General features: G+C 64.9%; 17 protein-coding genes. 6 read left to right on the top strand and 11 right to left on the bottom strand.

Features of this window, described 5'->3' with window-relative positions; all coding sequences use genetic code 11:
* Nucleotides 1-96: 96 nt before the first annotated feature.
* The 11 genes from ASE39_RS24285 to ASE39_RS24240 all read right to left on the bottom strand — a co-directional run bounded on the left by ASE39_RS24285 (nt 97) and on the right by ASE39_RS24240 (nt 9,035).
* Nucleotides 97-507, bottom strand: coding sequence for a GreA/GreB family elongation factor (locus ASE39_RS24285; protein WP_010461303.1), 411 nt, complete (start codon nt 505-507; stop codon nt 97-99).
* 451 nt (nt 508-958) lie between these two features.
* Nucleotides 959-1,648 carry an endonuclease/exonuclease/phosphatase family protein gene (locus ASE39_RS26155; protein WP_081474589.1) on the bottom strand — a complete coding sequence of 230 codons (690 nt, stop codon included), beginning with the start codon at nt 1,646-1,648 and terminating at the stop codon, nt 959-961.
* A 298-nt stretch (nt 1,649-1,946) separates the two neighbouring features.
* Nucleotides 1,947-2,162 (bottom strand): molybdopterin-binding protein, encoded by a 216-nt coding sequence (locus tag ASE39_RS24275; RefSeq protein WP_010461298.1) that lies wholly within the window; start codon nt 2,160-2,162, stop codon nt 1,947-1,949.
* Between the two features lie 189 nt (nt 2,163-2,351).
* A complete protein-coding gene (locus tag ASE39_RS24270) occupies nt 2,352-3,167 on the bottom strand; it encodes an ATP-binding cassette domain-containing protein (protein ID WP_057272794.1) in 816 nt (271 codons plus the stop codon).
* 198 nt (nt 3,168-3,365) lie between these two features.
* A complete protein-coding gene (gene ssuC, locus ASE39_RS24265; RefSeq protein WP_057223828.1) occupies nt 3,366-4,241 on the bottom strand; it encodes an aliphatic sulfonate ABC transporter permease SsuC in 876 nt (291 codons plus the stop codon).
* Nucleotides 4,238-4,630, bottom strand: a complete 393-nt coding sequence (locus ASE39_RS24260; protein ID WP_057272793.1) for a VOC family protein — start codon at nt 4,628-4,630, stop codon at nt 4,238-4,240. The genes ssuC and ASE39_RS24260 overlap by 4 nt, the downstream gene beginning before the upstream one ends.
* 23 nt (nt 4,631-4,653) lie before the next feature.
* Entirely contained in the window at nt 4,654-5,901 is a 1,248-nt protein-coding gene (locus tag ASE39_RS24255; RefSeq protein WP_057272792.1) for an FMNH2-dependent alkanesulfonate monooxygenase, read from the bottom strand.
* A gap of 40 nt (nt 5,902-5,941) precedes the next feature.
* Nucleotides 5,942-6,082: a hypothetical protein gene (locus tag ASE39_RS26955; RefSeq protein ID WP_010461289.1), complete on the bottom strand. Its 141-nt coding sequence runs from the start codon at nt 6,080-6,082 to the stop codon at nt 5,942-5,944.
* Between the two features lie 24 nt (nt 6,083-6,106).
* Nucleotides 6,107-7,090 carry a sulfonate ABC transporter substrate-binding protein gene (locus ASE39_RS24250; protein WP_057223822.1) on the bottom strand — a complete coding sequence of 328 codons (984 nt, stop codon included), beginning with the start codon at nt 7,088-7,090 and terminating at the stop codon, nt 6,107-6,109.
* 172 nt (nt 7,091-7,262) lie between these two features.
* Complete coding sequence (ssuE, locus tag ASE39_RS24245) at nt 7,263-7,853, bottom strand: NADPH-dependent FMN reductase (protein WP_010461285.1); 591 nt, start codon at nt 7,851-7,853, stop codon at nt 7,263-7,265.
* A 159-nt stretch (nt 7,854-8,012) separates the two neighbouring features.
* Nucleotides 8,013-9,035, bottom strand: a complete 1,023-nt coding sequence (locus ASE39_RS24240; RefSeq protein WP_057272791.1) for a sulfate ABC transporter substrate-binding protein — start codon at nt 9,033-9,035, stop codon at nt 8,013-8,015.
* Nucleotides 9,036-9,193: 158 nt separating this feature from the next.
* Between ASE39_RS24240 and ASE39_RS24235 the strand changes: the two genes are divergently transcribed.
* From ASE39_RS24235 to ASE39_RS24210, 6 genes are all read left to right on the top strand, one after another.
* Nucleotides 9,194-9,466 (top strand): oxidative damage protection protein, encoded by a 273-nt coding sequence (locus ASE39_RS24235; RefSeq protein ID WP_010461281.1) that lies wholly within the window; start codon nt 9,194-9,196, stop codon nt 9,464-9,466.
* Between the two features lie 193 nt (nt 9,467-9,659).
* Nucleotides 9,660-11,621, top strand: coding sequence for an FAD-dependent 5-carboxymethylaminomethyl-2-thiouridine(34) oxidoreductase MnmC (gene mnmC / locus ASE39_RS24230; protein ID WP_057272790.1), 1,962 nt, complete (start codon nt 9,660-9,662; stop codon nt 11,619-11,621).
* A 115-nt stretch (nt 11,622-11,736) separates the two neighbouring features.
* Nucleotides 11,737-12,540, top strand: coding sequence for a sulfite exporter TauE/SafE family protein (locus ASE39_RS24225; RefSeq protein ID WP_010461277.1), 804 nt, complete (start codon nt 11,737-11,739; stop codon nt 12,538-12,540).
* A gap of 11 nt (nt 12,541-12,551) precedes the next feature.
* A complete protein-coding gene (locus ASE39_RS24220; protein ID WP_057272789.1) occupies nt 12,552-14,336 on the top strand; it encodes a nitrite/sulfite reductase in 1,785 nt (594 codons plus the stop codon).
* A gap of 41 nt (nt 14,337-14,377) precedes the next feature.
* Nucleotides 14,378-14,767, top strand: coding sequence for a DUF934 domain-containing protein (locus tag ASE39_RS24215; RefSeq protein ID WP_029413763.1), 390 nt, complete (start codon nt 14,378-14,380; stop codon nt 14,765-14,767).
* A gap of 40 nt (nt 14,768-14,807) precedes the next feature.
* A complete protein-coding gene (locus tag ASE39_RS24210; protein WP_010461266.1) occupies nt 14,808-15,431 on the top strand; it encodes a phosphoadenosine phosphosulfate reductase family protein in 624 nt (207 codons plus the stop codon).
* Nucleotides 15,432-15,441: the final 10 nt, after the last annotated feature.

The following is a 15,441-nucleotide window of genomic DNA, read 5'->3' as shown; positions in this document are numbered from 1 at the left end:
CACCTGTCCCGCAACGCCGCTGCGAGACGGCGCCGGGCTGGATGGCAGTGATGGGTGGGGCGCGGCCAGGGGCGGGCCGCAGGCTTGTTGTAAGGACTAGGTGACGTAGTCGCCCGTGGCCTCGGGCTGGAACTGGATGCTCTCAACCACGGCCGCGCACTCTTCGCCATGCGGCGTGTGCCACTTGGCGACATCCCCCACCCTCAGGCCCAGCAGGCTGATGCCCACCGGCGACAGCACCGAGATAAAGCCCGCTGCGGGTTCTGCATCCTGCGGATAGCAAACCGTGAGCACCTGGCGCCGGTGGGTGTGCACGTCCACCAGTTCCACACGGGAATACATGGTGACCACGTCAGACCGCACAGCGCGGGAACTGGTCACTTCGGCGTTCGCAAGGAGGTCCGCAAGAATGGGCGGCTGCCGCTGGCCCGCAAGCCTCGTCAGACGGGAAAAATCAAGTTCTGTGAGCGTGCGCTCGCCATGAACGACAACAACAACTTCATGCATGAAAGCACTCCATCAAATGCGGCTGCCGGCCCGTGGGGACAAACGGCCACTACCGCGCGAGGCTGGTGCCCGGCGGTGGATGGTTGCGCTGAAAGAGGATGGGGAGAGAGGGTGCCGCCGGGCTTAGGAATGTGCTGGCGTCAGCTGACGACGCGCATTTTTCTTTGCCACCGCTCGTGCGACAGCCGCTGCGTGGAGCAGCGCAGCCAAGGCGGCAAAAGTGCAAAGAAGGAGGGTCGTCATGCGACTGAGTCTAAGCCGCGCAGGCGGTTTTGGGCTGAATGGCCCCAGGGTTCTTGCCAGATAGCAGGCGCAGAACACTCATTTTTTGATAGCCGCTAGCGATTACCTATCAATCATTTGAGGCCGATTCGCTCCACGATTCGAGACGCTCTTCAAATTTCAGCAATCAGTGCTCCATGTCGCAGGCGATCGCAGCTTGCAGCATCGGCTAGGCGTCGATCAAAGTTACGATCAAAGGGACATGGTCACTCATGCCCTGCCATGCTTGAAACGCGGGAAGGGTGACGGACTCAATTTCCAACGACCGATGAACGAAGCAATAGTCGATGTGAAAGCCGCGAGTCGCATTTTTCTGAAAAAAATAGGTCATGGAAGACTCCATTCTGATCCCCTCGCCGCGAGCAGAGTGATACGAACTTCCAAGTCCCAATGATGCGAGCCGATCGTGGATTTCTGAGAAATTGTTCTTTCCCCGAGGGGTGTCCCAGGCGGCGTTGTTGTTGAAATCTCCTGCCACGACACTACGGCCCTCGCGTAACCAAGAGGACAGCGAGTTAATGACCGGAAGCGCCATTCCAGTTCTCGGGGGAAGGAATTTGGTGGCGCGGTGGTTGAACGCCCAAACTGCTAACAGCCTAAGATTGAACGCGGGTAAGGCAACCGGCAAGAAAAATGCCCATTGATCACTTGCTTCTGGCGCGACATAGGCCGCTACATCGCGCGCGAGTACTCCAAGGCCTTTTCTCGGATTTACGCCACACCAATGGTACGTGTAGCCCTCTGGGGCTTCGAGATCTCGCTCGCATTCCTGAACGATGGCAACGTCGGCATTAAGCGCTATCAACGCCGCAAGTTTGCGCTGGAGGGTGAGATTGCAATTCCAGGAAATGATGCGCATGACGCCTGACGCAGAGTTAACCAATCGAAAAGGCGATTTTTCTAAGTCTGTTTGCGCAAATATTGAGGTATCAACATTCCGACATGTTTGTTCGTATCTGCACAGTAAATTTTGCGCGGAAAAGGCTTGGCTGTCGAAAAACAGTTCGGCTAAATCGGAGCGCTAAGAGCTCTGTGGCGTGCGTTCACGCCGCCTTTAGGATAACCCCACAGGAAAAATCTCGTTTTTATAGCTACCAGCGCTTACCCACCAAGCGCTGGAGCCCTATTTCATTCAAATTTTCTGTTCCACGGCTGCCTCACAGCTTGGCAATCGACACCTCCGTGGACTTGACCAGCGCGACCACGTCGGAGCCCACGACCAGGCCCAGGTCGTCCACCGAGCGGGTGGTGATGACCGAGGTGACAACGCCCCAGGGCGTTTCGACATCGACCTCGGAGACAACATCGCCGCGAATGATTTCGCGCACTTTGCCCTTGAACTGGTTGCGTACGTTGATGGCTTGAATGGACATGGGGTTCTCCTTGATAAGTCCGTTGAAAAAAGAAACAAAAAAGGCGCTACACCTCGGTGCTACACCACTAACACGGCGCCCGACACTGGCGCGTTCCAGGCCAGCACCACCGTGGAGCTGGCTTTGCCAGGCCACCGGTGGCGTCCCCCCCTTTGGGGGAAGGCGCGAAGCGGCTCAGGGCGTAATCCATCACACCGCCCAGCGCAAACCATGCGCGGGCACACCGGGCCAGGGCACCTCGTGCGCAGGCTCCCCATCGGGCTTTTGCAGCACGCGGTCGAGGATGCGTTTTTCGATGGCGGCAAACGCGGCGTCGCCGTGTGAGCGCGGGCGAGGCAGGTCGATGCGCTGGTCCAGCGCGATCTGGCCGTCTTCGATCAGGATCACGCGGTCGGCCAGGGCCACGGCCTCTTGCACGTCGTGGGTGACCAGCAGCGCGGTGAAGCCGCTGCTGCGCCACAGGCCTTCGATGAGGCGGTGCATCTCGATGCGGGTCAACGCATCCAGCGCGCCCAGCGGTTCGTCGAGCAGCAGCAGCCGTGGGTTGTGCACCAGGGCGCGGGCCAGGGCCACACGCTGGCGCTGGCCGCCGGACAGGCGCGCGGGCCATTCGCCCAGCCGGTCGCCCAGGCCCACGCGGGCCAGCACGTCGGCGGCAGCGCCGCGTTGCCCGGGTGGCAGGCCCAGGGCCACGTTGTCCACCACACGTTTCCAGGGCAGCAGGCGCGAGTCCTGGAACATGATGCGGGTGTCGCTGCTCAGGCCCGCAACGTCCTGGCCGTCGAGGCGGATCGCACCGCCCGAGACGGATTCGAGCCCCGCCACCAGGCGCAGCAGCGTGCTCTTGCCGCAGCCGCTGCGCCCCACGATGGCGACGAACTGGCCGGGCTCGATGACCAGCTCGGTCTTCTTGAGCACGTCGCGCGTGCCGTAGCGTTTGTCCACGCCACGCACTTCCAGGCGGACGCCTTGCGGCTGCGATGGCTGGGTAATATTTCTAGTCAAAATGGCCTCCTGCGCATGTCCATCAAGCGCTAGTAGCTATAAAAAAGTGAGTGCCTGGGCGCAATGACTGCGCTCGGCGGGGCCCAATGCCAGGGACGCCGCGCAAGGGCCACCCCGCCGCGCTGGCGTCGTCCCCCTTCCCGTAACGCGCAGCGCGTGGAGAGAAGGGGGAAGCGGCACAGCCGCTCAGGGGGATGTTCATGCCTGATACCCGGGATGCCACCGCAGCCAGTACCGCTCCAGCCCCTTGGCAAACACGTCGGCCAGCTTGCCCAGCAGCGCGTACAGCAGGATGCCCACGAGCACGATGTCGGTCTGCAGGAACTCGCGGGCGTTCATGGTGAGGTAGCCAATGCCGGCCTGCGCCGAGATGGTTTCGGCCACGATCAGGATCACCCACATCAGGCCCAGCGAGAAGCGCAGCCCCACCAGGATGCTGGAGAGCGCGCCGGGCAGGATGATCTGCCGGTAAAGCTGCCAGCGGCCCAGGCCGTAGGTGCGGCCCATCTCGATGAGGCCCGGGTCCACATTGCGGATGCCGTGGAAGGTGTTGAGGTAGATCGGGAAGAACACCGACACGCTGATGAGGAACAGCTTGGCCGATTCGTCGATGCCGAACCACAGGATCACCAGCGGAATCAGCGCCAGCGCAGGGATGTTGCGCACCATCTGGATGGTGGAGTCGAGCAGCGTTTCAAACAGCTTGACCGAGCCGGTGAGCAAGCCCAGCAGCAGCCCCAGGCCGCCCCCGATGGCCAGCCCGGCCAGCGCGCGGCCCGCGCTGACCTTGACGTGGGTCCACAGCTCGCCGGATTCGGTCAGGGTCCAGGCGGCCTTGACCACTTCGAGCGGGGCCGGCAGCACGCGGCTGGACAGCCAGCCCTGCGACGATGCGATCTGCCACAGCACGATGAGGCCCACGGGCACGGCCCAGGGCAGCAGGCGCTGTGCGACGTTGGCCAGAAAGCGGGCCAAGGGAGCGGGCAGCAACGGCCCCTCGATCGGCAGGTCTACGGAGTCCGCCACGGGCGAAATCTGCAGCTCTCGCACCGTCTGGGTCTGTGTCTGGGTCATGAGGTGCTCTCGCGTTCTTGTTCGTTGTCGTATTCGTGGTCGGGCTCCAGGAACTCCAGCTGGTTGCCCGCCGGGTCCTTGACGTAAAAGCGCAGGTACCCGGGCAGCGCGCGGTTTTCCACCAGCGCCAGCTCGGCCTGCAGCAGGCGGTGGCGCAGCGCGGGCAGGTCCTGCACCTCAAAGGCCAGGTGCGACACCGCAGGGGCGGGCTGCCAGTGCTCGGTGGGCACCAGGTCGATGCGCTGCGTGCCGGCGGCAAAACGCAGGGTGTTGCCGGCCTTCAGACGCACTTCGGGCAGGCCCAGCAGGCTGGCGTAGAAGCGCCGGATCGGCGCCTCGGCCCCGGCCGGGAAGGCGAGCTGCACGTGGTTGATGGACTGGATGCTCATGGCAGGCTCCTTTGGGGGCGGTTTCAGCTTTGCGACGCGCGCGGCACAAAGTCGTTGGCCACGGTCTCGCCAAACGGGCCCAGCGGATTGCCGCCAGCGAGCTGGTCGCGCAGCTTCAGCGGCAGCAGCGGAAACACCAGCTCTGCGAAGCGATAGGCCTCTTCGAGGTGCGGGTAGCCCGAGAGCACGAAAGTGTCCAGGCCCAGCGCCGCGTACTCCGCGATGCGTGCGGCCACCGTCTGCGGATCGCCCACCAGCGCGGTGCCCGCGCCACCGCGCACCAGGCCCACGCCCGCCCACAGATTGGGGCTGATTTCGAGGTCCTTGCGGCTGCGCCCAATCGCCGACGGGCCGCCCCTAGGCGATTGGCCCCCCTCGGGGGGCAGCGAGGACACGTCAGTGCCGAGCGTGGGGGCCTTGTTTCTTGCCTTGCTGTGCAATGCGGCCATGCGGCGCTGGCCTTCGGAATCCATGCGCGAGAACACGGCCTGCGCACGCACCACGGTGTCGTCATCGACATGGCTGATGAGTTCTTCGGCGGCGGCCCAGGCTTGGTCGTCGGTTTCGCGCACGATGACGTGCAGGCGGATGCCAAACTTCACGGTGCGGCCTTTTTTCGCAGCCCTTGCGCGCACGTCGGCCACCTTCTTGGCCACTTCGGCGGGGGGCTCGCCCCAGGTGAGGTAGGTCTCGACCTGCTCGGCGGCCAGGTCATGGGCAGCATCGGATGACCCGCCGAAATACACGGGCGGATGCGGCTTCTGCAGCGGCGGGAACAGCAGTTTGGCGCCCTTCACGGACAGGTGCTTGCCTTCGTAGTCAAAGGTCTGTCCCTCGTGGCTGTGCGCCAGGATCTCGCGCCAGATGCGGATGAACTCGGCCGACTGCTCGTAGCGGGTGGCATGGTCCAGAAAAACGCCGTCACCCTCCAGCTCCGTCTGGTCGCCGCCCGTCACCAGGTTGATCAGCAGGCGCCCGCCCGACAGCCGGTCGAACGTGGCCGCCATGCGCGCGGCCAGCGCGGGCTGGTGCAGGCCGGGGCGCACGGCGACCAGGAACTTGAGCTTCTTCGTGACCGCGATCAGGCTGGATGCAACGACCCAGGGGTCTTCGCAGGAGCGGCCGGTGGGGATCAGCACGCCTTCGTAGCCCAGGCTGTCGGCCGCCACGGCCACCTGCTGGAGGTAGTCGTGGCCGAGCTGGCGTGCGCCCTTGGCGGTGCCGAGGTAACGGCTGTCGCCGTGGGTGGGGATGAACCAGAAGATTTGCATGGAGCAGGTCTTTTCAGTGCGTTCGGTACGTTCAGTGCGTTCAATACGAAATGGCAAAGCCGAACTGCGGGGCACGGTGCACCACACGGCGTTGCTGCGTGTTCAGCCCCCAGGCGGCGGCCGTCACACACAGAACGCGCTGCAGCTGTGCATGCAACGGAAAGGGCATGGGCGCGGGCATGGCAGGCTCCTTGAACGGTGGGGGTTACAGCAGATCGACGGGCGCGGCGTGCAGCAGGTTGAGCTTTTTGGGGATCAGCTTCAGGTCGAAGAAGGTGTCTGCGATCTGTTGCTGCTCGGCCAGGATCTCGCGGGTGACCGGGGCGGTTCCAAACTTCGCGCGGTTGAGGTAGAGCTCGGTGATGGACTTGTCCAGCCCCAGCACGGCGGACAATTCGGCGGCGGCAGCCGTCTTGTTCTTGGACGCCCAGGTGTCAATCGCATTGACCTCTTCGATCGCAATGCGCAGCACGTCGGTGTTCTTGGTCGCGAAGTCGCGCGAGGTGAAGTAGTACGCGCGGTTGTTGACCACCCCCGTGGCGTCGGCCAGCAGGCGGGCGTCCAGGGTTTTCTGGGCGGCGGCCAGGAAGGGGTCCCAGATGATCCAGGCATCGACTGCGCCCTTTTCAAACGCAGCCCGCGCATCGGCCGGCGCCAGGAAGACGGACTGCACGTCGCCGTACTTCAGGCCATTCTTCTCGAGCAGCTTGACCAGGAAGTACTGCACGTTGGAGCCCTTGTTGTAGGCCACGCGCTTGCCCTTGAGGTCGGCCACGCTGCGGATGGGCGAACCGTTTGGCACGATCACCGCCTCCAGCGCGGGGCGCGGCACCGTGGCACCGGCGTAGACCAGCGGCGCACCGGCGGCCTGGGCAAAGATGGGGGGCGCCTCGCCCACATCGCCAAAGTCGATGGAGCCCACGTTGAGCGCTTCGAGCTGCACCGGGCCTGCGTTGAACTCGGTCCAGGTGACCTTCACCCCCAGCGGGGCCAGGCGCTTTTCGAGCGTGCCACGGCCCTTGAGGATGGAAAGCCAACCCTTTTGGTGGCCCACACGCAGCACGCGGGAAGCGGCGGGGGCCTGGGCCCAGGCCTGGGGGGCCGTAGCTACTGCGGCGGTGGCTGCGGTGGCCGCGACCGTGGCGAGCAGGTGGCGGCGCTGAAGGGAAAAACGGGTCAGTTCATTCATGGTGCGAATTCCGAGTGCGATGCACAACAAAGGGTGGGCGCCGGAGCCGGGCTTGCAGCAGGCGGCACGCCGCCCTGCCCGCGCACCCGGCGCAGCAAAAATCAAAAAAGGTGAAAGAAGGGGAAGGAAGGTGGCGCTGGCACTGCGGGCCTGCCGCAGCGCCGAGCTGGCGTCAGACGCTACATCGCACCTGGGAGAAATGCACGGGCGCAAACCGTGTGGCCTGGGCGGGCGATGGCCGCAGGGTTTCGGTCACGAGCACATTGACGGCCTCGTCCAGCCGGGTGGCAATGTCGTCGTTCAGATGGTAGGAGCCTTCGGGCGTCAGCGTGACCTGGGCATCGGTGGCATAGATGCCCGGCAGGATGCTTTTGGCGCCGAGCGACTGCAGCACCGGGCGCAGGGCATAGTCCAGTGCCAGCATGTGGTGCGGGCTGCCGCCCGTGGCCAGGGGCAGCACGACCTTGCCCTTGAGTGCCGTTTGGGGCAACAGGTCCAAGAACACCTTGAGCACGCCGCTGTAAGCCGCCTTGTAGACCGGCGTGGCCACCACCAGCACGCGGGCCTGGGCCACCTGGTCGATGGCCCCCACCACCGTGGGGTGGCCAAAATCGGCCAGCAGCAACGCCTGGGGCGAGAGGTCGCGGATGTGGACGCGGTCCACCAGCGCACCCCGCACCGACAGGCGCTGGGCGACGGCATCGAGCAAGGCGGCAGAACGTGAGCGTTCTGAAGGGCTGCCGGCGATGAGCAAGGCGGACATATCGTTCCTATACTACTTTTTTGATAGCTATCAGCGCTTTACAGACAAGCGCCAGAGGCTGATTTCTTATAAAAATGGACGAGCAGTGCCCCTCCCCGCCCGTTCGGGCGGGGTTCGCCGAGGCTGGGGCACCACCTCACCCGCCCAGGCGGGGTGAACTTATTTCCGCGTGTAGATCTGGTCGAAGCTGGCGTTGTCCGCAAAGTGGTCCTTGGCCGCCTTGTCCCAGCCACCAAACGCATCGTTGATGGTGAACAGGTTCAGCTTGGGGAACTGCTTGGCGTACTTGGCCTTGGCCTTGTCAGACACGGCCGGGCGGTAGAAGTGTTTGCCGGCGATGTCCTGGCCCTCTTCGGTGTAGAGGTACTGCAGGTAGGCCTCGGCCACGGCGCGCGTGCCTTTCTTGTCCACGTTCTTGTCCACCACGGTCACGGCGGGCTCGGCCAGGATGGAGATTGAGGGGGCGATCACGTCGAACTTGGCGCCGAATTCCTTTTCGAGCAGGTAGGCCTCGTTTTCCCAGGCGATGAGCACATCACCCTGGTTGCGCTGGGCAAAGGTGATGGTGGAGCCACGCGCGCCCGTATCGAGGACCGGCACATTGCCGTACAGCTTGGCCACGAAGTCCTTGGCCTTGGCATCGCTGCCCAGCTTGCGCTTGGCGAATTCCCAGGCGGCCAGGTAGTTCCAGCGGGCGCCGCCCGAGGTCTTGGGGTTGGGTGTGATCACGCTGATGCCGGGCTTGATGAGGTCGTCCCAGTCCTTGATGCCCTTGGGGTTGCCCTGGCGCACCACCAGCACGATGGTGGAGGTGTAGGGTGAGCTGTTGTGCGGCAGGCGCTTTTGCCAGTCCTTCGGGATCCAGCCGCCGTTGGCATGCAGCGCGTCGGTGTCGCCAGCCAGCGCCAGGGTGGCCACGTCGGCATCCAGCCCGTCAATGATGGAGCGCGCCTGCTTGCCCGAGCCGCCATGGCTTTGCTTGATGGTCACGTCCTGGCCGGTCTTGGCCTTCCAGTGCTTGGAGAAAGCCTGGTTGAACTCCACATACAACTCGCGGGTGGGGTCGTACGACACATTGAGCAGCGTCACAGACTGTGCAAACGACGGCAATGCCGTCAGGGCCAAACCGCCCACCAGGGCGGCAGCGAAGGGAAACTTGATAAAGTCGCGGCGAAAGTTCATTGGAGGCCTCTTTTTTGGGAATGTATTTCGGTGCAAAACACCGATGAAACGCATTCTGGAAGGCCCTCTTCAAAACTGGAACTACTGAGATTTCAGTTCTTTATATCCAAAACATCTGAGCAACCCCTGTTTGCTCGCTCCATACAAGGAAACACCCCATGGCACGCACCGTTCAATGCATCAAGCTCGGCAAGGAAGCCGAAGGCCTCGACTTCCCCCCCTACCCTGGCGAACTGGGCAAGCGCATCTGGGAAAGCGTGAGCAAGGAAGCCTGGGCGGGCTGGCTCAAGCACCAGACCATGCTGGTCAATGAAAACCGCCTGAACCTGGCCGACGCCCGCGCCCGCCAGTACCTGGCCCGGCAGATGGAAAACCATTTCTTCGGCGGCGGCGCAGACGCCGCGGCGGGATACGTCCCGCCCAGTGCGTAATGGAGCGAAGCGCAGTGCAGCGCTGCAAAAAGTGGTTTCGCTAAAACCACTTTTTTGGCAGCGGTGCTGACGCTGCAGCGGGATACGTCCCGCCCAGCGCGTGACGCAGCGCAACACACCCCGGAGCGGTTCGCGGTAAAAACCGCCTTCTCTTTCCAACAGGCCGGCGCCACGCCGGCCTTTTGCCGTTCTCATGACTGAACCCATCGAGTGGCTGCCGGACGGCACCCCCTACAGCCCCCGCTTCGGCGACCGCTACCACAGCGAAAACGGCGGCCTGGACCAGGCCCGTCGGGTGTTTCTGAACGGCTGTGGCCTGCCCGAGGCCTGGGCGGGGCAGCCGCAATGGCGCATTCTGGAGACAGGGTTTGGCTTTGGCCTGAACTTCCTGGTGACCTGGGCCGCGTGGCGGGCCGACCCCGCGCGGCCCACGCTGCTGCACTTCGTATCGACAGAAGCCTGGCCCGTGAGTGCAGCCGATCTGCTGCGTGCCACCTCAGTCCACCCTGAGCTGGCCCCGTTGGCAGAAGCACTGCACCAGCAATGGTGGGGCCTGCTGCCGGGCGTGCACCGCCTGCGTTTTGATGACGGCCGTGTGCTGCTCACCCTGTATGTGGGCGACACCCAGGCCATGCTGCGCCAGCAGAACCTGACGGTGGATTCCATCTACCTCGACGGCTTCAGCCCCCAACGGAACCCCGAAAACTGGGACCTGCACACCCTGAAGGCCGTAGCGCGCTGTTGCCGTCGCGGTACACAACTCGCCACCTGGACCATCGCACGCGCTGTGCGCGATGCCCTGGCCCAATGTGGCTTTGAAGTGACCCGTGTGCCCGGTGTGCCGCCCAAGCGCGACAACCTGCACGCCACCTACAACCCGCGCTGGGAACCGCGGACCACGCGCCAGCCTGTGGCCACGGCCGACCCCGCCCTGCCCGGCCCCTGCATCGTGATCGGCGGCGGCATTGCGGGCGCGGCCACCGCCGCCAGCCTGGCGCGGCGCGGCTGGCAGGTCATGGTGCTGGATCAGGCCGCCGAGCCTGCGGCAGGTGCATCGGCCCTGCCCGCTGGGGTGTTTGCGCCGCATGTATCGCCGGATGACAGCGTGCTCTCGCGCCTGTCGCGCAGCGGCATCCGCACCACGCTGGAGCAGGCCCGCTGGCTGCTGAGCGAGGGCGTGGACTGGGCCCATTGCGGTGTGCTGGAGCACCGCACCGATGGCACACCCGGCCTGCCCCCCGGCTGGGCAGACGGGCCGGGCGCGGCCTGGAGCGAGCCTGCATCACCTGCCACGCTGGCGAAGGCCCAATTGCCCACCGATGCCACGGCCTGCTGGCACCACCAGGCGGGCTGGGTTCGCCCTGCGCGTTTGGCCAGGGCCTTGCTGGCGCAGCCCGGCATACGCTGGCAAGGCGGCTGCCAGGTGGCGCAGTTGCGGCGCACCGAGCGCCCTGCCGCCGACGGCAGCCCAGCGACCTCCATCTGGCAGGCGCTGGACGCCCAGGGCAAGGTGCTGGCCGAGGCGCCCACCGTGGTCATCGCGGCGGGCGCGGGCAGCCTCCCGCTGCTCAACCACCGCTGGCTTTTGCAGCCGGTGCGGGGGCAGGTGTCCTGGGGCGTGCATACGGACCCTGCGGCGCCACTGCTGCCGTTTCCGGCCAATGGCAACGGCAACCTGGTCCCTCGATTTCCGCTGGAAGACAACCTCATAGGCCACCACGGCTGGGTAATGGGCTCCACTTTTGAACGCGACGTCGAGGCCCTGCCCCCCACCGCCGCCGATGTCCAGGCGGCCCACGCCACCAACTGGGCCAAGCTGCAGGGCCTGCTGCCCGGGATAGCCCCGGAGCTGGAACCCGCATTTGCCCGGGCGCTCTCCACCCCCCTCGCGGCATCAGACCCTGAAGAGGGGCCTGCGGCAGCCCCTGCCGTGCAGTCCTGGGCCGCCGTGCGTTGTACCGCGCCGGATCGCCTGCCCATCGTCGGCCCCGTGGACGCCACGGACCTTCGGGGGCTTTGGGTCAACACCGCCATGGGTGCGCGGGGGCTGACCCTGGCCCTGTTGTGCGGCGAACTGCTGGCCGCCCGCCTGCAAAGCGAACCCTTGCCGCTGGACGCAAGGCTGGCCAGGGCGCTGGGCACCGAGCGCCTGTAGCCCGTACCAAAACCCTTTAAAAACCCACGCCAACACTTGCTTATAAGAAATTGAGCATATTGGCAGAGCAAAACAATAGTTTGCATCCATAAGCCCGTCCCCTACATTCGCACCCATGCATGAATTGGCGTTTGTTTTTGCGGGCTTTGCTGTCGGGCTGATCGTAGGCCTGACGGGTGTGGGCGGCGGCTCGCTGATGACGCCGATCCTGATTTTCTTCTTTGGCGTCAAGCCCCACATGGCCGTGGGCACCGACCTGCTGTTTGCGGCCTTCACCAAGATGGGCGGCACCGTGAGCCTGGCCCGCCAGCGCCTGGTGCCCTGGAAAGTGGTGGGCCAGCTTTGCGCGGGCAGCATTCCGGCCGCGCTGCTGGCGTTGTGGGCCCTCAAGGTGATGGGCCCCGCGAGCGGCATCGCCCAGCGTGTCATGACCACCACCCTGGGCTTTGCCCTGCTGCTGACGGCGGCGGCCACGCTCTACAAGGTGGTTGCGTTTTCTGCACAGCGCCAGGCGGCCGAAGCCGCAGCCCGCAAAAACCACGCTGGCGACCCCACACGCCCCCGCCACTGGAGTCTGCCCATCCTGATGGGCGCCGTGATCGGCACGCTGGTCACCTTTACCTCGGTGGGTGCGGGCGCCATTGGCGTCACCGTGCTGCTGCTGGTCTACCCCATGCTGCCCCTGCCGCGCATCATTGGCGCCGACATCGCCTACGCCGTGCCATTGACCCTCGTGGCTGGTCTGGGACACGCTTCGCTGGGCTCGGTCGATTGGCCTTTGCTTGCACAATTACTGGCTGGCTCACTGCCGGGCATCTGGCTGGGCTCGCGCCTGGTGACCCGCACGCCCGAGCGCCTGATTCGCTCCGCCTTGTCCATCCTGCTGGCCTGGGCAGGCTTCAAACTGATTCTGATCTGAGTGGCTCCACGATGTACCAATACACCGAATTCGACCAACAATTTGTGCAGCAGCGCGCACGGCAGTTCCGTGACCAGCTCACGCGCTGGCAGACCGGCAAGCTGTCGGAAGACAACTTCCGCCCGCTGCGCCTGCAAAACGGCTGGTATGTGCAGCGCTATGCGCCCATGCTGCGCGTGGCCGTGCCCTATGGCGAAATCGCCAGCCGCCAGCTGCGCGTGCTGGCCCAGATCGCCCGCGAATACGACGAACCCGAAGCTGCCGTCTTCAAGGCCGCCATGGAAGGCCAGGGCAAGCTGGGTACCACCTTCCTGCCCAAGAACTGCGCCCACTTCACCACCCGCACCAATGTGCAGTTCAACTGGATTCCGCTGTCCAAAAGCGCGGACGTGATGGACCTGCTGGCCAGCGTTCAGCTGCACGGCATCCAGACCAGTGGCAACTGCATCCGCAACACCACCACCGACGCGCTGGCTGGCATCGCCGTGGACGAGATCGTGGACCCGCGCCCCTATGCGGAAATCATCCGCCAGTGGACCACGCTACACCCCGAGTTCGCCTTTCTGCCGCGCAAGTTCAAGATCGCCATCAGCGGCGCCAAGGACGACCGCGCTGCCACGGGCTGGCACGACGTGGGCCTGCACGTGCTCAAGAACGACGCTGGCGAGATCGGCTTCAAGGTGTTCGTGGGCGGTGGCATGGGCCGCACGCCCGTGATCGGCACAGTGATCCGCGAGTTTCTGCCCTGGAACCAGGTCATGAACTACATCGAGGCCATCGTGCGCGTGTACAACGAGCACGGCCGCCGCGACAACAAATACAAGGCACGCATCAAGATCCTGGTCAAGGCCGAGGGCCAGCAGTACATCGACGACGTGGAAGAAGAGTACCGCCAGATCGTGGAGATCGACGGTGGCCCACACACCATCCCACAGGCCGAGTTCGACCGCGTGGCCGCCTGCTTTGTGACCCCCAAGCTGGCCGACATTGCCGACGTGCCCCCCGCTGCCCTGCAGGCCTCACTGGACGCCCAGGCTGCCGAGCATGTGATGTTTGGCCGCTGGCTCAAACGCAACGTGCACGCCCACCAAAATCAGCAGCTGCGCGCCGTCACGCTGTCGTTCAAGCGCCCGGGCCAGTCGCCCGGCGATGCCACCAGCGAACAACTCATCGCACTGGCCGATCTGGTGGACAAATATTCGGCAGGCGAAGCCCGCGTGACGCACGACCAGAACGTGCTGCTGCCCTGGGTGCACGGCAGCCGATTGTTTGCCCTGTGGCAAGAAGCCAAGGCCCTGGGTCTGGCCAGCGCCAACGTGCAGCTGCTCACCGACATGATCGCCTGCCCCGGCGGCGACTTCTGCGCGCTGGCCAACGCCCGCTCGCTGCCCATCGCAGAGGCCATCACCCAGCGCTACCAGGACCTGGACGAGCTCGACGACATCGGGGAGATCGACCTGCACATCAGCGGCTGCATCAACAGCTGCGGCCACCACCACAGCGGCCACATCGGCATCCTGGGCGTCGATAAAGACGGCAAGGAGTGGTACCAGGTCACGCTGGGCGGCTCCGATGGTTCTGACCTGTCGGGCGCGGCCGTGGCCGGCAAGGTGATTGGCCCCTCGTTCTCTGCCGCCGAAGTGCCCGACGTGATCGAGGCCGTGCTCGGCACTTACCGAGACCTGCGCGAACCAGGCGAGACCTTCCAGTCGGCCGTGCGCCGCACAGGCCTGGACCCGTTCAAGGAAGCCGCCAAGCAAGCGCGCCACAAAGAACCAGAAACCGCTGCCGCCTGAGCTCGCACAGCGCCGTACCGCACAGCCCCACAGACATGATGTTGAAACTACTCGCCGCCCAAGACCACCAGCCGCCCGCAGAGGGTGACGCCCGCACCGTGGCCCTGCCCAACGATGCCGACGCCATGGCCCTGCCGCTCGATGGTGTGGAACGTGTGGACCTGCACTTCCCCAACTTCACCGATGGCCGCGCCTTCAGCCAGGCCTTCCTGCTGCGCCGCCGCCGTGGCTTTCAGGGCGAAATCCGCGCCACGGGCGACGTGCTGATCGACCAGTTGGTGCAGATGCAGCGCACGGGTTTCAGCAGCGCCGTGCTGGCCGAGGGCGTGGACGCTGCCGATGCGCAGCGCCAGTTTGCGCTGTTCCCGGGCTTTTACCAGGGCGATGCCGTGAACCCCCAGCCGCTGTTTGTCAGCCGGGCTGCTGCTTGAGTGCAGCCCTGAGCCCACGTATACCCTAGAACCCCACACCATGAGCCAATTCGACCTCACACTCGTCAACGCCGAACTCGGCCGCAACGCCCCCGGCCTGGTAGCCTGGGCGCTGGGCCTGGGCGAGCGATCCATCGTCACCACCAATTTCCGCCCCTTCGAAGCGGTGATCCTGCACATGGTCACGCAGGTGAACCCTGATGTGCCGGTGGTCTGGATGGACAATGGCTACAACACCGAGGCCACCTACCGCTTTGCCGACGAAGTGACGAAGCAACTGGGCCTGAAGCTGCAGATTTACCTGCCACGCCGCTCACGCGCACACCGCGAAGCGGTAGAAGGCGCAACACCAGCCCTGGACGACCCACGCCACGCCTTCTTCACCGAAGAAGTGAAGCTGGAACCCTTTGCCCGTGCCCTGCGCGAGACAGCCCCCAAGGTGTGGTTCACCGCACTGCGTGCCACCGACACCGCCGTGCGCGCGCAGATGGACCCCGTCAGCATCAACCCTGATGGCCTGATCAAGGTGGCCCCGCTGCTGCACTGGTCGTCCAAGGACCTGCACGAATACTGCGTCAAGCACGGCCTGCCCAACAACTTCGACTACGTGGACCCCACCAAGGGCGAAGACAACCGCGAGTGCGGGCTGCATCTTGCCCACTGACTCCGCCGCA

This window comes from Acidovorax sp. Root267 (assembly GCF_001429215.1).
Taxonomy (GTDB): Bacteria; Pseudomonadota; Gammaproteobacteria; order Burkholderiales; family Burkholderiaceae_C; genus Acidovorax; species Acidovorax radicis.
Note: the sequence above shows the minus strand (reverse complement) of the source record. Positions and strands in the feature narration are given on the sequence as shown.